The 14231-nt window shown below is 53.9% G+C and carries 16 protein-coding genes; 5 read left to right on the plus strand and 11 right to left on the minus strand.

What is annotated here, in order from left to right:
• Positions 1 to 256: 256 nt before the first annotated feature.
• The 10 genes from ACR0MQ_RS18930 to ACR0MQ_RS18975 form a co-directional block, all read right to left on the minus strand.
• The gene (locus ACR0MQ_RS18930; protein ID WP_170771297.1) at positions 257 to 1372 is read right to left on the minus strand and encodes a cytochrome c peroxidase; all 1116 of its coding nucleotides are present in this window, start codon (positions 1370 to 1372) and stop codon (positions 257 to 259) included.
• An 8-nt stretch (positions 1373 to 1380) separates the two neighbouring features.
• Complete coding sequence (locus ACR0MQ_RS18935; protein WP_480610122.1) at positions 1381 to 1554, minus strand: hypothetical protein; 174 nt, start codon at positions 1552 to 1554, stop codon at positions 1381 to 1383.
• A gap of 200 nt (positions 1555 to 1754) precedes the next feature.
• Positions 1755 to 2561 (minus strand): amidohydrolase family protein, encoded by an 807-nt coding sequence (locus ACR0MQ_RS18940; protein ID WP_170771301.1) that lies wholly within the window; start codon positions 2559 to 2561, stop codon positions 1755 to 1757.
• Between the two features lie 21 nt (positions 2562 to 2582).
• Entirely contained in the window at positions 2583 to 3449 is an 867-nt protein-coding gene (locus ACR0MQ_RS18945) for a dioxygenase family protein (protein WP_170771303.1), read from the minus strand.
• Positions 3450 to 3459: 10 nt separating this feature from the next.
• Complete coding sequence (locus ACR0MQ_RS18950) at positions 3460 to 4764, minus strand: TRAP transporter large permease (RefSeq protein ID WP_155150255.1); 1305 nt, start codon at positions 4762 to 4764, stop codon at positions 3460 to 3462.
• Positions 4761 to 5312 carry a TRAP transporter small permease subunit gene (locus ACR0MQ_RS18955; RefSeq protein ID WP_480610125.1) on the minus strand — a complete coding sequence of 184 codons (552 nt, stop codon included), beginning with the start codon at positions 5310 to 5312 and terminating at the stop codon, positions 4761 to 4763. Before ACR0MQ_RS18955 ends, ACR0MQ_RS18950 begins: the two co-directional genes overlap by 4 nt.
• A 30-nt stretch (positions 5313 to 5342) precedes the next feature.
• Positions 5343 to 6416: a C4-dicarboxylate TRAP transporter substrate-binding protein gene (locus ACR0MQ_RS18960; RefSeq protein WP_170542704.1), complete on the minus strand. Its 1074-nt coding sequence runs from the start codon at positions 6414 to 6416 to the stop codon at positions 5343 to 5345.
• A 33-nt stretch (positions 6417 to 6449) separates the two neighbouring features.
• A complete protein-coding gene (locus ACR0MQ_RS18965; protein WP_480610145.1) occupies positions 6450 to 6905 on the minus strand; it encodes an OsmC family protein in 456 nt (151 codons plus the stop codon).
• 18 nt (positions 6906 to 6923) lie between these two features.
• A complete protein-coding gene (locus ACR0MQ_RS18970; protein ID WP_480610128.1) occupies positions 6924 to 7589 on the minus strand; it encodes a malonic semialdehyde reductase in 666 nt (221 codons plus the stop codon).
• Positions 7586 to 8470 carry a fumarylacetoacetate hydrolase family protein gene (locus ACR0MQ_RS18975; protein WP_480610130.1) on the minus strand — a complete coding sequence of 295 codons (885 nt, stop codon included), beginning with the start codon at positions 8468 to 8470 and terminating at the stop codon, positions 7586 to 7588. The genes ACR0MQ_RS18970 and ACR0MQ_RS18975 overlap by 4 nt, the downstream gene beginning before the upstream one ends.
• Before the next feature lie 84 nt (positions 8471 to 8554).
• Between ACR0MQ_RS18975 and ACR0MQ_RS18980 the strand changes: the two genes are divergently transcribed.
• The 5 genes from ACR0MQ_RS18980 (at position 8555) to yghX (ending at position 13446) form a co-directional block, all read left to right on the plus strand.
• The gene (locus tag ACR0MQ_RS18980; RefSeq protein ID WP_260024429.1) at positions 8555 to 8941 is read left to right on the plus strand and encodes a YciI family protein; all 387 of its coding nucleotides are present in this window, start codon (positions 8555 to 8557) and stop codon (positions 8939 to 8941) included.
• Positions 8942 to 8992: 51 nt separating this feature from the next.
• Entirely contained in the window at positions 8993 to 9649 is a 657-nt protein-coding gene (locus ACR0MQ_RS18985) for a GntR family transcriptional regulator (RefSeq protein WP_238528745.1), read from the plus strand.
• A 1-nt stretch (position 9650) separates the two neighbouring features.
• Complete coding sequence (locus ACR0MQ_RS18990) at positions 9651 to 10949, plus strand: malonyl-CoA decarboxylase (protein WP_480610133.1); 1299 nt, start codon at positions 9651 to 9653, stop codon at positions 10947 to 10949.
• Positions 10946 to 12469 (plus strand): malonate--CoA ligase, encoded by a 1524-nt coding sequence (locus ACR0MQ_RS18995; protein WP_480610135.1) that lies wholly within the window; start codon positions 10946 to 10948, stop codon positions 12467 to 12469. Before ACR0MQ_RS18990 ends, ACR0MQ_RS18995 begins: the two co-directional genes overlap by 4 nt.
• Before the next feature lie 89 nt (positions 12470 to 12558).
• Positions 12559 to 13446, plus strand: a complete 888-nt coding sequence (gene yghX / locus ACR0MQ_RS19000; RefSeq protein WP_480610137.1) for a YghX family hydrolase — start codon at positions 12559 to 12561, stop codon at positions 13444 to 13446.
• A 346-nt stretch (positions 13447 to 13792) separates the two neighbouring features.
• Here the strand turns inward: yghX and ACR0MQ_RS19005 are convergent.
• Positions 13793 to 14231: YHYH protein (locus ACR0MQ_RS19005; RefSeq protein WP_480610139.1), on the minus strand; the 439-nt coding region annotated here is incomplete at its 5' end.

A 14231-nucleotide genomic window follows, 5' to 3' on the forward strand; every position in this document is an offset into this window, starting at 1 on the left:
CTCGTTTCTGGTCCAACTGTGACGTTTGGGTCAGGTTCGTATGACGTTCAACAAGTACTGTGGAACGTCACTGATACTTGACTCAATCGACATCCAAAACCTCAACAAATCGGCCGATCACGTCATCCATTTCTGACCCAAACGTCAAGCAATTCTGATCCAGAGCGAGCAGAACCCCCTCATCGGCACTGCAAACGATAGTCGCCGAACCAGCTTGCCAAATAGCCCATTCCCGGGCTTTAAACACACAGACGCTTTAGTAAAGCGCCTTGGACAGCGTCATCAAAAACGCAACTAAGTCTGCAATCTCTTGCTCAGACAAATTCAATTGCGAGAAAATGGCTTGACCGTCGGCGTGCAGCCTTTCCGTATCAATCTTACTGTAATGCCGGATCACTGCATTCAGATCCCCTAGGCTGCCGTCATGCATGTACGGTGCGGTTTCAGCCACCCCGCGCAGGCTGGGCGTCCGGAAGGTTCCAAAATCAGAGTGGCTCCGGCGTACATTTCGAACGGCCCAAACACCTTGCTTATCCGGATCGTCATTCCAGACGCCGTCCAGTGTATAGGGGCTTGAGAGCAAAAAGTTCAATCCACCAAACCGACCTTCGTCAACCTCGGTTTCATTCAGAAAATATGGTACACCGGCATCGTGGAACTCATTGTTGGAAAACCTCGGGCCGTTGTGGCAAAACACGCAATTCCCGCGCCCTAAAAACAGCTGAAGACCTCGCTGGGCTGCTTCGGGGTAGTACGCGGCCGCTGCAAAATCTTGATCCTCCAAGGCATCGCGAAAATCGTCAAACTGCGTCCGGTCGGTAACCAAAGTCTCCAAATAAGCCGAAAGAGCTTTTGCGGTATTCACCAGAACAAGCTCTGGGCCTTGATCTTGGATGACGCCAAAAATAGCTTCAAAGTCATCAATGTAGGCACTTTCAGAGATTGCTGTTTTTAGGCTTTCGGGGCTGTGCGCCATCTCTTGCTCTTCGATGATCGGATGCAGGCTGGCTGCCCAAAGGTTATCGCTTTTGCCACCCCACCCATACCAGCGGAGTCCGGCCAGGTTCCGCAGTGATGGAGTGTTTCGGTCTAACAGTACATGGCCGAGCGCCCGCGCCTCCGACGTAGTAAACGCCTGTTCAGGATCATGACAACTTGCACAAGAAAATGCACCGTCGACGGATAACAACGGATCGTTGAATAAGGCCTCTCCGAGCGCGATCGCTCTGGCATTATTCGAAACCCTATTGCTTGGGTCCGACTGGAAGGATGGTGGCCACGGTCCAAAAGTCAGCGTTTGTTCAATTTCGTCAGCAGACAGCAAGACTTCGGCACGCACTGCGCCGGTCAGGACCATTAGCGCCGCTGTCATCCACAGCTTCATTTCAACGCAATTTTTGACGTGTAGAAAATTGATTGATCATTGATGTCGACATCAACCTGCAGCTCCCACAAACCCGGCATGTGAAACAGCATATCATCAACGCGGAACGTTCTACCGTCCAACGCGGTAACCTTGGGGGTATAGTTCATACCGTGTTGATGAGCGGGCATGATTGCATCCACGCGCATTTGGCCCACGGCAGTTTCACTACAAACTGAAACCAGCAAGGAAAACGGTTGAGCCAACGGAATTTCATCAACAGACAGATAAACCTCGGGTGCGTTTTGAACCTCCGAATTCATACTTTGCCCAGTTACGTCACAAGCAAAAGCCGCGCTGGACCAAATCAGAAACCAGACAGCGCAGCGGATCATTCTGATGCCAGCAAACGTTCGGCATTGGCATAGGCGATGTTGTCCGCAATCTGGTCCGGCAGCAAATCCAACCATTCACGCGAAAAATCGGCATGAGGTCCTACGTAATACCAACGTTCCGGCGCAAATGTATCCGTACCGACCATGAAACGATCCGGATGGGCTTCGAAAGCCGCCTTCCAATCCGGGTCGATACGGCCTCGTGAGGCCATGTCCGAACGAAATGCCAAGTCGGCCCAAAGCCTTGGATAGGTGTCCAGCGCGTCAACAACACTCGCCGGATCATCAAAGCCAGAGTGCGCCCACAAGACCCGAGCCTCCGGCCAGGTTTCGAAGATCAGGTCAACTGCCTCTCGATCACCATGGTGATGCAGGATGAGGTTCCGCTCTTTGGCTAGTGCAATCATACGTTGGATGACCGGCGTTTTGATATCGTCGCCGTAAGCGTGAAACTCACCGATGGCTTCGTACTTGTTCATTGCCAGATTTGCTTCCAGATACTCGATTACGGTTTCATCGTGCATCCAGGTGTTGATTTCACCGCGACGCCGGTAAGGGCGCAGTGCCGGAACAACAATGTCCGGTGCCGCGGCCAACAACAGCTGAGTACCATTGTCATCAGAGCTGGAGACCAGGGCTTTACGAACGCCCGCATCTCGAAGGATTTTGGCCACTTGTTCGGGAGGAACCAGTTTGACGGCATCGTGGCTGTAATGAATATGCGCGTCAAAGATCGGGCGCTCTTCTGCGATAGCACTACTGCAAATCAGCGCGGCACCAAATATGAAGATATGTTTCAGCACCTCAAGCCTCCTCAATATCGTTCAGACTCTGGCAAGCTTCACATCGAACTTCACGTGCAAGAAAGGTTCAGTGATCTTACCAGAAAGCTCCATGCCATCAGGAAATTCTGAAACTGGCCTTTCAACATAGGTCATCACCAGATCATCCCGAACCCCAAACACTGTATCCTGATCCAAATAAGGATCGTCGTCGGGGAAAATCTCAGTGACCAAAGAACGGTAGCCAGGAGCTTTGACGATATAGTGAAGGTGCGAAGGTCGCCAGGGATGGCGGCCGCAGGCGCGCAGGATATCCCCGACCGGCCCATCTGACGGTACCGTGTATTCAACTGGCTTGACGGTCGTGAATGCATACTTACCGTCGTCACCGGTAGTCATCAGACCGTGAAAAGAATAGGTGTCCTGTTCTTCGTCCTGGCTTGCATACATTCCATTCGGTGCGGTTTGCCAAATATCCAGCTCTGCACCGGAAATCGGATTACCATCGGTGTCCCGGATCACGCCTTCAGCAAGCAGCACAGGTCCACCGTAGTGGCGCTTCATATCCCCGCCGAATGGCAGAGGCGGCGCGCCAGAGACATGGAAAGGGCCAAGTACGGATGAACTTGTTGCATCAGAACTTGAATGCAACATGTCCACCAATGACGAAAGGCCCAGCACATCCGAGGCGAGTACGAATTCATGCCTGTCCTCGGTTTCCACAGCCGCGCAACCTTCCAGAAATGCAATCCCGGCGCGCCATTCGTCATGCGTCAGGTTTGTTTCTCTCGCGAAATCGTGGAGGTGTTTGACCAGTGATCCCATGATTTCACGTATCCGCGGATCGGTGTCTTTGGACAGATAACCCATGAAGACTTCGGTGATATTGTCTTTGGTGACAGAGCGCATCTTTGCCTCCTTAAATCAGGGCAAGGCTGAGGATCGGGAACTCGATCAGAATAAACAGAACGATCAGCATCACGAACGCAAAGGGAAGTGCGCCCATGAACACATCCTTGAGCGATATTCGGTCATCGTTGATCGTCGATTTGATGACGAAGCAAGATATGCCCAAAGGCGGGGTCAAAAGCCCGATTTCGGCGCCGACCACAGTGATAATGCCAAACCAGATCAACGACATGTCCAGGGCTTCGGCCATGGGCAGGAACAGCGGGACGACGATCAGAATGATGGACGCCGTATCGAGCAAAGTTCCCAGAAAAAGCATCAAGAGAACGTAGAGCAGCATGATCGACCAAAAGGACGCGGAATTTCCCGCGAGCAAATCCTGCAACTGATTTGGCAGCCCGGCCAGCCCCAGCATGCGACTATAGATCGAAGCCGCCGTAATCAGGAACAAAATCGCCGCTGTAATGTGACCGGTTTCCAGCAACGCGTCCCAGAACGCTCTTGGTGTCATGGACTTGCGCACGACTGCGATCACGAGCGCAACCAGAGCCCCGGCGGCACCCGCCTCGACAGCGGTTAGCCATCCTGTGTAAATACCACCGAGCACTACCGTGATAATGAACAATGTGGGCAGGGTCTTAGATGCGATCTCGCGTCCGGACATCCATTCGGTGTCATCGACAACCCGGCCGCCCACAAATGCAGGCGTGAAGCGGCCCATCAACCAGATCGCGCCCACATAAGCTATCGCCAGCATTATACCGGGTATTACTCCCGCCAGAAACATGTCCCCTACGGACTGTTCGGCGACAAAGGAATAGATGATCAGCATCGCCGAGGGCGGAATAATCATCCCCAAAACCGACGACCCGGCCACAACCCCAACCGCAAACCGTGGATTATATGCCTGCGCCATCATCTGCGGGACCGAGACCTTGGTGAACACTGATGCGGACGCAATGGACGACCCGGTAACGGCCGCAAACACGGCATTGGCTCCGACGGTCGCCATTCCGATACCGCCTTTGACCTTGCGGAACCGCATGGTCATGACTTCGTAAATGTCCCTGCCTAGTCCCGCTTTTGAAACGATGAGCCCCATAAAAGTAAACAACGGGATGGTCGCGAAACTGTATTCCATCGCGCTGTCGCCCACCGCAACCTTCAGCAGATTGAGCGCAAGCGTGAAGTTATCCCGCATCAGCCAGATCGACACGAAGGAGACCACGCCCAAAGCAATCGGAATGTAGACGCCTGCGTAGATCAAAAAGACGATGGCAACGACCGAGATCAGGCCAATCTCAATCGGCGTCATTCTGCGGCCTCGTCATGTTCAGGGGTGCGGACAAGCTGCGGGCGGTCCTGCGCCGTGACGACCTTAAGCAGGAAGATCACGCACGCAAGCGCAGTACCGCACGCGATGACCAGTTTGACCGGCCACCATGGCAATGTGAAAAGACCGGGCACTCCGAAGTAATCCTGCGTCTCCCACATATGCAGGAACTCTGGGAAGGTCACATACGCAATCAAGGCCATGAAGATTGCAGATATGGCGTTGATGATGCGCCTCAAGCTGGCTGTCAGACCCGGGCGACGATGGTGCAGCAGATTCAGGAACCCGTCTGAGCGCGTCAGCCGATCCACTCTGACCACGTCAGCCAGCTGCAAGAAAACGATCATCACGACCGAAAACTGGACCATCTCGTAGGTCCCGCGCAGAGGGGCTGAAAACAGGCCACGCGCGATGACGTCAATATTCAGAATGACCACCAACGCAAGGACAACGATAGTACCCAAAGCGTTGGCAGCGATTGCAAGCGAATTGGCGACCCGAGACAAGCCAGCAACTGCGGTCTTCAGCATGAAAGGCCCCTTTCGTGGATCGCCAGACAGTTATTCAGCCGTCCAGTCACGCACGCCGGTGAATCCGGCATCCTGAAGCTTGCCGAGGTAAGCGGCCAGCATCTCTGTGCCCTGCTCGCCGTTATCGTTCAGCGTCGCGGCCCATTCCTGCGCGACATTCGGCATGGCGTTTGCCCAAGCGGCACGGTCTTCGTCCGAAACCTCAACGATTGTTCCACCCGCTTCTACATACGCATCCCGCGAAGCAGCGGCGCGGTCCATCGCGATGCCGGCGACATGGTCACGGTAGTCGATGGCGACGGCCTTTAACACTTCTTTGACTTCGTCCGGGAGGCTAGCCCAGTAGTCGGCATTGACGGTGATGGTCTTGGAATTCACTGCTCCCAGATCAGCCTTGAGCATGTACGGCGCTACTTCCGCGATCTTAAACGTCTTTGCGGCTTCGGGCCAAAGCATGCCGCAGTCGACCAGGCCGGTTTGAAGCATGTTGTAGAAATCGGTTAGTCCCCCGCGTACACCAGCGGCATCCTTGATCCCTTCAAGATAACGCAGGTTCAGGCCTGCTCCCGCGATTTTGCGGCCCTCAAGATCGGCAACCGAAGAAACAGGTTCCGTGCAGAAGATTTGATAGGTGTCGAGCACAACGCCGGTAGCAAGATAAACTTGGTTCTGTGCGGCGAACTCGTTTTGCATCGCCGGGTATTCACGAGCGATTTCATCAACAGCCTTGGCGACCGCGCGGGAATCCGATGCCACAAAAGGTGTCGAGCCCGATATTCCTTGGCTGGGAAGCTTCGAAGAATGGAAGATTGTGGTAACGATGCCAATGTCCCCTAATCCCAGCTGAATACCTTCCAGAACGCCCTTGGGCTTGACGATCGAACCGCCGTAGTTCTCTTGCCAGCTCATCTTGTAGTTGCCGGAATCGGCCAACCGCTTGTCCACTTCTGGAATGAAGAAGTTGGTGAATTCTTTCACCCACAACGCGCGGTCGGGATAGCCATCAATTACGACAGCAGAGATGGTCTCTTCTGCCGCGAGGGGCATCGCCATGGCGCCCGCCAGAGCAGCGCCCACTAGGCTGCGTTTGGTCCAGTTTTTCATTTCTCTCCTCCCAGAAAGTCGGGTCTTTTGTCTTTATTTGTTTGTTTTGACCCAGTTGACGGTCAGGTCAGTGCCTGCCGCTTCGAACAGTTTTGCAATGGCGCAATACTTGGCTGTCTCCTCGCCCACGAGTGTCAGCTCCTCCTGACTGGCGGGTGTCTCACAATTCACGGTGAGTTCGATTTCCGGAAACGGAACATCAATCTCCTCTTCCATCAGGACACCGCGCCGATCCAACCTGCATTTCGCGTCGATTGTCACAGTGCCGAGGTCAACCCCCAACCGATGTGCGTTCTTGTGCCCGATGACATTCGTACAGGCGATCAGGGCTGCCATTGCGGTTTCGGTCGGAGACGGACCAAGATTTGTCCCGCCGCGTTCGACGGGTTCATCGACAACAACATCTAGATCGCGAATTGGTATTTCAGTCCGCGCATGTGTCGGGCACTGAGCTGTCGTGCGGTAAGTCACGACGGGTTTCACTTTCATAGCCACAGCGTCACCTCCTCATGCATAAGAGCAAACTTTATCGAATGGAAAACGTGGAAGCTTCTGGAACAATCCGGTCTCGTCCGCGTAGCCCAGATTGCAAAGAAAATTGGACTTGAGCGTCGTGCCCGCGAAGAACTCCTCATCCACGATCTTGTTCGAAAAACCTGACATGGCGCCGACGTCCAACCCGACCGCCCGGGCCGCAATCATGAAGTAAGCGCCCTGAAGCGTGCCATTTCGAAAGGCCGTGTCTGCCACGTAGTCGGGCTTGTTTTCGAACAATGGCCGACGGTCTTCGTGCGGGAAAAGAAAGGGCAGTTCCTTCCAGAAGTCCATGTCATAGGCAATGATCGCCGTGACCGGAGCATCCATCATCTTTGGCACGTTCTTCGGCTTTAACGACTTTGCAAGCCGCTCTTTCCCTTCGGGACTTTTCACGAAAACGAAACGCGCGGGCAAAGTATTCATGCTGGTCGCGCCGTTGATCGTGATGTCGTAGATCTCTTCAAGTATGTCGTCAGAAACAGGCTTGTTGGTCCACGCGTAGTGCGATCTGGATTCGCGCAAGATCAAGGCGATCGCGTCATCCGACAAGCGTGGAATGCGCTCGCGCAGATCGCGGTGATCTTGCTGCGCCTTGGCGCGAAGCGCCTCCAGCTCTGCTCCGGTTGGTGCGCTCATGCTGCACCCACCTTGGATTTGGCGTCCTTTTCGTCAATGATTGGGCTGGCGCAGATTCCGATGCCTTCAATCTCGACCTCAACGGTTTCGCCGGGCTTCAGCCAACGGGGATTGGGCTTTTTGGCGTGTCCGACACCGGGCGGCGTACCCAGCGCAATCAAATCCCCCGGCTCCAGAGTAGTATATTCCGAAATCGTCGCGATGACCTGACGAACCCCCCAAATCATGTTGGCGGTATTCGAGCTTTGAAGGATTTCATCACCCACACGGCTTTCGATCTTCAGACCTGATGCCCCTTCGGGCAACTCATCCGGAGTCACGGTGAAAGGGCCGATCGCGCCCGTGTCATCAAAGTTTTTGCCGGGTGTCCACTGAACGGTTTTGCGCTGATAGTCCCGCAGCGAACCATCGTTGAATACAGTGTAGCCAAAGACATAGCCCAGTGCGTCCTGCTCCGAGATATGGCGGCCGCGTTTTCCAACGATCAGCATAAGTTCGGCTTCGTAGTCGAGCTTCTGGGAACAGGCAGGCCGTACCATAGGTTGCCCTGCCGCCATGATCGAATTCTTCCCGCGCATGAACAGCGTCGGATATTCCGGGATGTCATACCCGCCTTCCTTGATGTGGTCCGTGTAGTTCAACCCCATGCAAATAATCGTTCCGGGAGCAGCAACGGGCAATGCCGGAGTGATGGAAGACACGGGCACACTGTCTGCCGCGTCAATTTTGCTGGCAAGTGAGTCGGCCAGTTCAGGCTTGGCTATCAAACCCATCAAATCCGAACCGACGGCAGGGTCCAAAGCCGTTAGATTCACTGCGTTTTTACCGTCTACAGCAAAAACCGCCGTGCCTTCCGAAGTCTCTCCCACCAGGTATTTCATTTTCACCATCCATGTCAGTTCGCTTGATTTTTGCCGACTATTTTGCCATATGTCAAATAATATCGATATTTTTGGAGACAGCAAATGGTTGCTTGGGCAGACTACAAATCAGAAGCAAAAAGCCGCGGTGCGCTTGCTTTGGAGCTTTACGTCGCGCTCAGCACGCCAGCCAAAGCGCCGAATGATGTAAAGGCGTCACTGCCAGATCACTTGGCGTATCAGACGCAGCTGGAACGTTTGGGGCAGCTGGCTTTTGCAGGCCCCATGTCGGATGAAACTGGAGAGCATATGCAGGGGATGGGACTGATCATCTATCGCGCCGACAGCCTTGAATCCGCCCGGAAGCTGGCCGAAGACGATCCTATGCACAAAAGTGGGGCACGTAGTTTTGTACTTCGGCGCTGGTTGATCAACGAAGGCTCGCTGAACATTTCAGTTGGTCTATCGACTGGAACGAGTGCCTTCAGTTAAGTGCACTCAAGAGTATTTGCCGCGAAATAGGAACAGTCGGATATGGACGCCATGCTTGATACTGAGGGCAAAGAGACATCAGCCACTCATGGAGCGTATCGAAAGCTGCGCGAATTAATCCTGACCGGCGAATTACCTCCGGGTCAAAAACTCAAGATCGAACAGCTTCGCGGGCTTTTGGACACTGGCGCTAGTCCAGTTCGGGAAGCGCTTAGCCTTTTGACTTCGGACATGTTGGTCGAGCGGATTGATCAGCGCGGATTTCGGGCAGCGCCAGTCAGCAAGTGTAACTTTGAGGAAATCCTTCTGCTTCGATGCAACCTTGAAGAAACCGCATTGCGCGCTTCCATCACCAATGCGGATGCGGCCTGGGAAGACCGGCTTGTCTTGCGTCACCATCATATGAAAAAGGCCAGCCAGAACGGGGCACAAGACTTTGAGGACGCTCACAAGGCGTTTCATATGGCCTTGTTGGACAATTCGAAACTGCCGTTGCTGCTGCGGTATTGCTCGCAGCTTTACGACCTGAACATTCGCTACCGCTATCTGGCGGCCGGCGGGTCGAGTTACAAAAAACGAGACATCGCCGCCGAACATCAGCAAATCTTGGACGCCGCATTAAATCACGACGCAGACGGCGCAACTCGGCACCTTATCGATCACTACCGCCGAACAGGTGAGTACCTTAGCAGCCAGATGGAGCCCTGAAATGCAGCAGAATTGGTTTCTGGGTGATCTACTAAACCAATTGCTGGACCGTTCCGACAAAAGGCGTGGCAAGGATGACAAACGGTCCATTTCCGAACTATGTGAGGCGCTTTTATCTGCGGAAGGTGAAGTTTCAGGATTCACGCTCGCGTCTACGATCCTTGAGCGCTACCACACTCTGAATGATGCGGAGAAACTAGACTTTTTTGTCTATTTGAATGACAAGCTAGAGTTGGACGCGAATCAGCTTTCTGAAGCAGCCCGCCTCTACGCAAGCGACAAAAGTGTCAAACTTTATCAAAAGCTTAGTGAAGTTTCAGAACCACGGCGGCAAGAGTTGTTACGGCGGTTGAACCAGCCTTCTGGTGCGACGCAAGAACTTGTGGCCATGCGCGTTGACCTGCTGCGCTTTCTCAAACCCAACCCTGAACTCAAGCGAACGGATATCGATTTCGTCCATTTATTGCGCAGCTGGTTCAACCGAGGCTTTCTTGTCCTCAAGCAAATCAGTTGGGATACCCCTGCTCGCGTTCTGGACAAGATCGTCGCCTATGAAGCGGTGCACCAGATCAACGATCTGGACGACTTACGGCGACGGCTCTACCCACCGGACCGTCGATGTTTTGCGTTCTTCCACCCTTCGATGCCAGATGAGCCACTGATTTTTGTTGAGGTCGCTCTGACCGCTGAAATCCCGGAGGCGATTGACACACTTTTATCCGACGCTCGGGAACCGATCGAGCCCGATCAGGCAAAAGTCGCGGCGTTCTATTCCATTTCAAACTGCCAAAAGGGTTTGGCGGGCATCAGCTTTGGCAATCTATTGATAAAGCAGGTTGTGACCGAGCTTTCGCGAGAGCTTCGCGGGCTTGATACATATGTGACCTTGTCGCCGATACCGGGGCTGAGCCGATGGCTGGCCGGTGAAACAGGGCACCCGGAACACGGCCCGGCGGCCGAGGCCGTTCTGGCAGAAACAGCCATACCGCAGGACGTGCGCGCGATGGCCGCCCGGTACTTGATGTTCGCCAAGCGCGAAGATGGAATGCCACTGGATCCTGTAGCGCGGTTTCACCTTGGGAATGGTGCCGAGCTTCATGAACTGCATTCTCAAGCAGATCTGTCGCCAAACGGACGCGCTCAGTCCGGAGGCGCGATGGTCAACTACCTTTACGATTTGAACAAAACAGAACGTTACCACGAAGAATTCGCGACACGTGCCACGATCCAAGCCTCGCGTTCAATTCGCGCGGCTTCAACTGCGACGCTTGCGGTAAAGCCTAGGGAAAATACAGCGTGACTAATACACTTTACGACAGTTTGTTTGCCCGCCACGAGGGCAACACGGCTCCATTCCTGCAACTCGATAATGGCCAGGTGGTCACTTATGATGCGTTTCTGCAGCGCACCGCGCAAATCGCGCATGTCTTGCAGAACAGCGGAGTTTCCCCCGGCAGTCGCATCGTTGTGCAAGCGCCCAAGCAGGCCGACACGATTGCGCTGTATGCCGCTTCGGTTCAGGCAGGTGCTGTCTACCTGCCCCTAAACACTGCCTATACCATGGCAGAGTTGGACTATTTCATCTCTGATGCGCAACCTGCGTTAATCGTTTGCGACAGCCACGACAAAGTTAAATTCGAACAATTGGCGACCCGGTCTGGTGCAAAGCTCCTGACCTTGTGTGGCGAAAATCCAAGCTTGAGCCGCGAAGCGGACGCACAGCCTTGTGTATTCGAAACCGTGGATCGCGCGCCGGACGACCTCGCGGCGCTTCTTTACACATCAGGTACCACGGGCCGGTCCAAGGGCGCGATGCTCAGCCACCGAAACCTGCTGTCCAATGCCCAAGCCCTTGTGGATTTGTGGGGTATCACCGACGCTGATCGCTTGATTCACGCGTTGCCCATCTTTCACACGCACGGGCTTTTCGTGGCGATGAACACATCACTACTCGCCGGTTCCAAAGTGCGGCTGATGGAGAATTTCGACATTGGTATGATCTTGGAAGAATTGCCGCATTCAACCCTTCTGATGGGTGTCCCCACTTTCTATACTCGATTGCTGGCGCATGACGGTTTCACCGATGAGATCACAGAGAACATGCGTCTGTTTGTTTCCGGCTCAGCCCCGTTGCTGGCAGAGACCCATGTGGCGTTCGAAACGCGCACCGGCCACCGTATCCTTGAACGTTACGGTATGACCGAAACGAACATGAACACCTCTAACCCTTATAGCGGTGAGCGTCGCGCGGGAACTGTTGGTATGGCTCTACCCGGCACCGAGGTGATCGTAACCAGCCCTGTAACTGGAGAACCGCTGCCCCAGGGCGAGGTCGGAATGATCGAAGTGCGTGGCCCCAATGTTTTCCAGGGCTATTGGCAAATGCCCGAAAAAACGGCTGAAGAGCTTCGAGAAAATGGATTTTTCATCACCGGAGATCTAGGCCAATACAGCGAGGATGGCTACCTGTCGATTGTAGGTCGGTCAAAAGACTTGATCATCACTGGTGGTTACAACGTCTACCCCAAAGAAATTGAAGACGTTTTGAACGATGTCGATGGCGTTCAGGAATCGGCGGTCTTCGGGGTTCCCGACAACGAATTTGGAGAAGCAATTATTGCTGCTTTGGTTGCCGAGCCTGGAGCACAGCTTCAGGTGAAACAGATCGACTCGATCATCAGAAACAAACTGTCGCGGTTCAAACATCCTCGCCGCTACGAACTCGTCCAGGAGTTGCCGCGAAACACTATGGGAAAAGTTCAAAAGAACGTGCTGCGCGAACGGTACGCGAACAAGGAACTTTCACCGGCGGTATCTTAGGAAGCCCATCCAGACGCTCAATCAAATCAAGACCTTCAGATCGGATACTACCCACCCTTCAGACTGCCAAACTCATCAGGAGATCCACAATGACTCGCATGACGGCAAAAGACTTCGACCAGGAACTTCTGAACCTGTATGACTTTTACGCGCACGGCAAGATCACCAAGCGCCAATTCCTGGACCGCGCAGGCAAGTTCACGGTCGGCGGCGTGACAGCGGTCGCGCTGCTGAACATGCTCAGCCCGAACTACGCGATGGCTCAGCAAGTGTCGTTCAACGATCCCGATATCCACGCGGACTACATCACCTATCCTTCACCGAATGGAACCGGTGATGTTCGCGGATACCTTGTCCGACCTGCCGGCGTTGAAGAGCCCCTGCCCGGGGTGCTGGTGATCCACGAAAACCGCGGCCTGAATCCTTACATCGAGGATGTGGCGCGCAGGTTGGCAAAAGCCGGGTTTATGGCACTGGCCCCCGACGGTCTGACGTCAGTGGGAGGATACCCAGGCAACGACGCGGATGGGCGCGAGCTGCAAAAGACAGTGGACCGGGTCGAATTGATGAACGATTTCTTCAATGGATTTGAGTACCTATTGAACCGAGATGATTGTACTGGAAAGGTCGGTGCTGTGGGTTTCTGCTACGGCGGCGGTGTGGTCAGCGCAATTGCCGTGGCCTACCCCGAATTGTTCGCGGGCGTGCCATTCTATGGTCGCCAGCCAGCAGTTGAGGATGTAGCCAAAATTCAGGCACCTTTGCTGATTCAGATGGGAGAGCTTGATGAGCGCATCAACGCAGGTTGGCCGGATTTTGAAGCCGCTCTGCAATCCAACGGAAAGGTATACGAAGCCTACATCTACGAAAATGCCAACCACGGTTTCCATAACGACAGTACGCCTCGTTATGACGAGGAAATGGCAAACCTAGCCTGGGACCGCACTATTGATTGGTTCAACACCTACCTAAAGTAACAACAGTGTACGGCGAAGCGAGCATTGTGTTTTCGTCGCTTCGTCGCAACCCACAGTTTACCGGGGCCAAGTCATTTGAAGCCCCAGTACTCTATTTCTCATGATCCGATAGATCGACAGGAACGCTTGGCTAAAAGGCTTGGGTGCAAAGAACATTTGATTTGAGCCCCAAGGCAGCAGTCTCAAATTGAATGAATCACTTTGACCGCTTTAAACAGATGGCAATCCCAATCAGATTAGAATTGCGAGCGATTTCGCAATACCGCTAGCATCGCGGAGAAAACGCAAAATGTCTGGGTTAATCCAGGATAGGTCAAAACTGCATCTCCGAAATCGGGGCTAGAGATCACCTTTTGTCGAATGACCTGTCAGGTGCTCCGACCAAGCAGTTGAGCACCCACGGGTAGCTTGTCGTGACGTAGTATCCGTACTGGCCATCCACAGTCATGCCATTGCACTTATCTAGATCGCCAGCCCCAGTGAACTCGTAGTCGTCGATATATGTCCCGTCCGGCGTACCACCCGGCCCTGTCGGTGGAGCAGGTCGTGGTATAGTTTTGAGTTCATGGCCAGAGATCGCAGGTCTAATTTTGCCGTCGCTGTCTTTGAAAATCGTCCCGTAGATCGGAAAGCCGTCAGCTGCGAAGCCAATAACAGGTGACGGTTTATCAAGGTCGTGATCCAAAAACAGAGCATTTGGATTGGAATGGTAGTGATACCTGCCATCGGGCTGGGCATGGGCATTGTGCAGATCTACACCAAAATACAGATCGTAGGACGGCGGA

Source organism: Ruegeria sp. AN6, assembly GCF_056540425.1.

Bases quoted from the DNA above. Each gene is read 5' to 3' on its own strand.
- yghX (WP_480610137.1), top strand. From the start codon at position 12,559: ATGACTCGCATGACGGCAAAAGACTTCGACCAGGAACTTCTGAACCTG.
- ACR0MQ_RS18980 (WP_260024429.1), top strand. From the start codon at position 8,555: ATGGTTGCTTGGGCAGACTACAAATCAGAAGCAAAAAGCCGCGGTGCG.
- ACR0MQ_RS18975 (WP_480610130.1), bottom strand. From the start codon at position 8,470: ATGAAATACCTGGTGGGAGAGACTTCGGAAGGCACGGCGGTTTTTGCT.
- ACR0MQ_RS18985 (WP_238528745.1), top strand. From the start codon at position 8,993: ATGCTTGATACTGAGGGCAAAGAGACATCAGCCACTCATGGAGCGTAT.
- ACR0MQ_RS18945 (WP_170771303.1), bottom strand. From the start codon at position 3,449: ATGCGCTCTGTCACCAAAGACAATATCACCGAAGTCTTCATGGGTTAT.
- ACR0MQ_RS18960 (WP_170542704.1), bottom strand. From the start codon at position 6,416: ATGAAAAACTGGACCAAACGCAGCCTAGTGGGCGCTGCTCTGGCGGGC.
- ACR0MQ_RS18935 (WP_480610122.1), bottom strand. From the start codon at position 1,554: ATGCCCGCTCATCAACACGGTATGAACTATACCCCCAAGGTTACCGCG.
- ACR0MQ_RS18965 (WP_480610145.1), bottom strand. From the start codon at position 6,905: ATGAAAGTGAAACCCGTCGTGACTTACCGCACGACAGCTCAGTGCCCG.
- ACR0MQ_RS18955 (WP_480610125.1), bottom strand. From the start codon at position 5,312: ATGCTGAAGACCGCAGTTGCTGGCTTGTCTCGGGTCGCCAATTCGCTT.
- ACR0MQ_RS18990 (WP_480610133.1), top strand. From the start codon at position 9,651: ATGCAGCAGAATTGGTTTCTGGGTGATCTACTAAACCAATTGCTGGAC.
- ACR0MQ_RS18970 (WP_480610128.1), bottom strand. From the start codon at position 7,589: ATGAGCGCACCAACCGGAGCAGAGCTGGAGGCGCTTCGCGCCAAGGCG.
- ACR0MQ_RS18930 (WP_170771297.1), bottom strand. From the start codon at position 1,372: ATGACAGCGGCGCTAATGGTCCTGACCGGCGCAGTGCGTGCCGAAGTC.
- ACR0MQ_RS18950 (WP_155150255.1), bottom strand. From the start codon at position 4,764: ATGACGCCGATTGAGATTGGCCTGATCTCGGTCGTTGCCATCGTCTTT.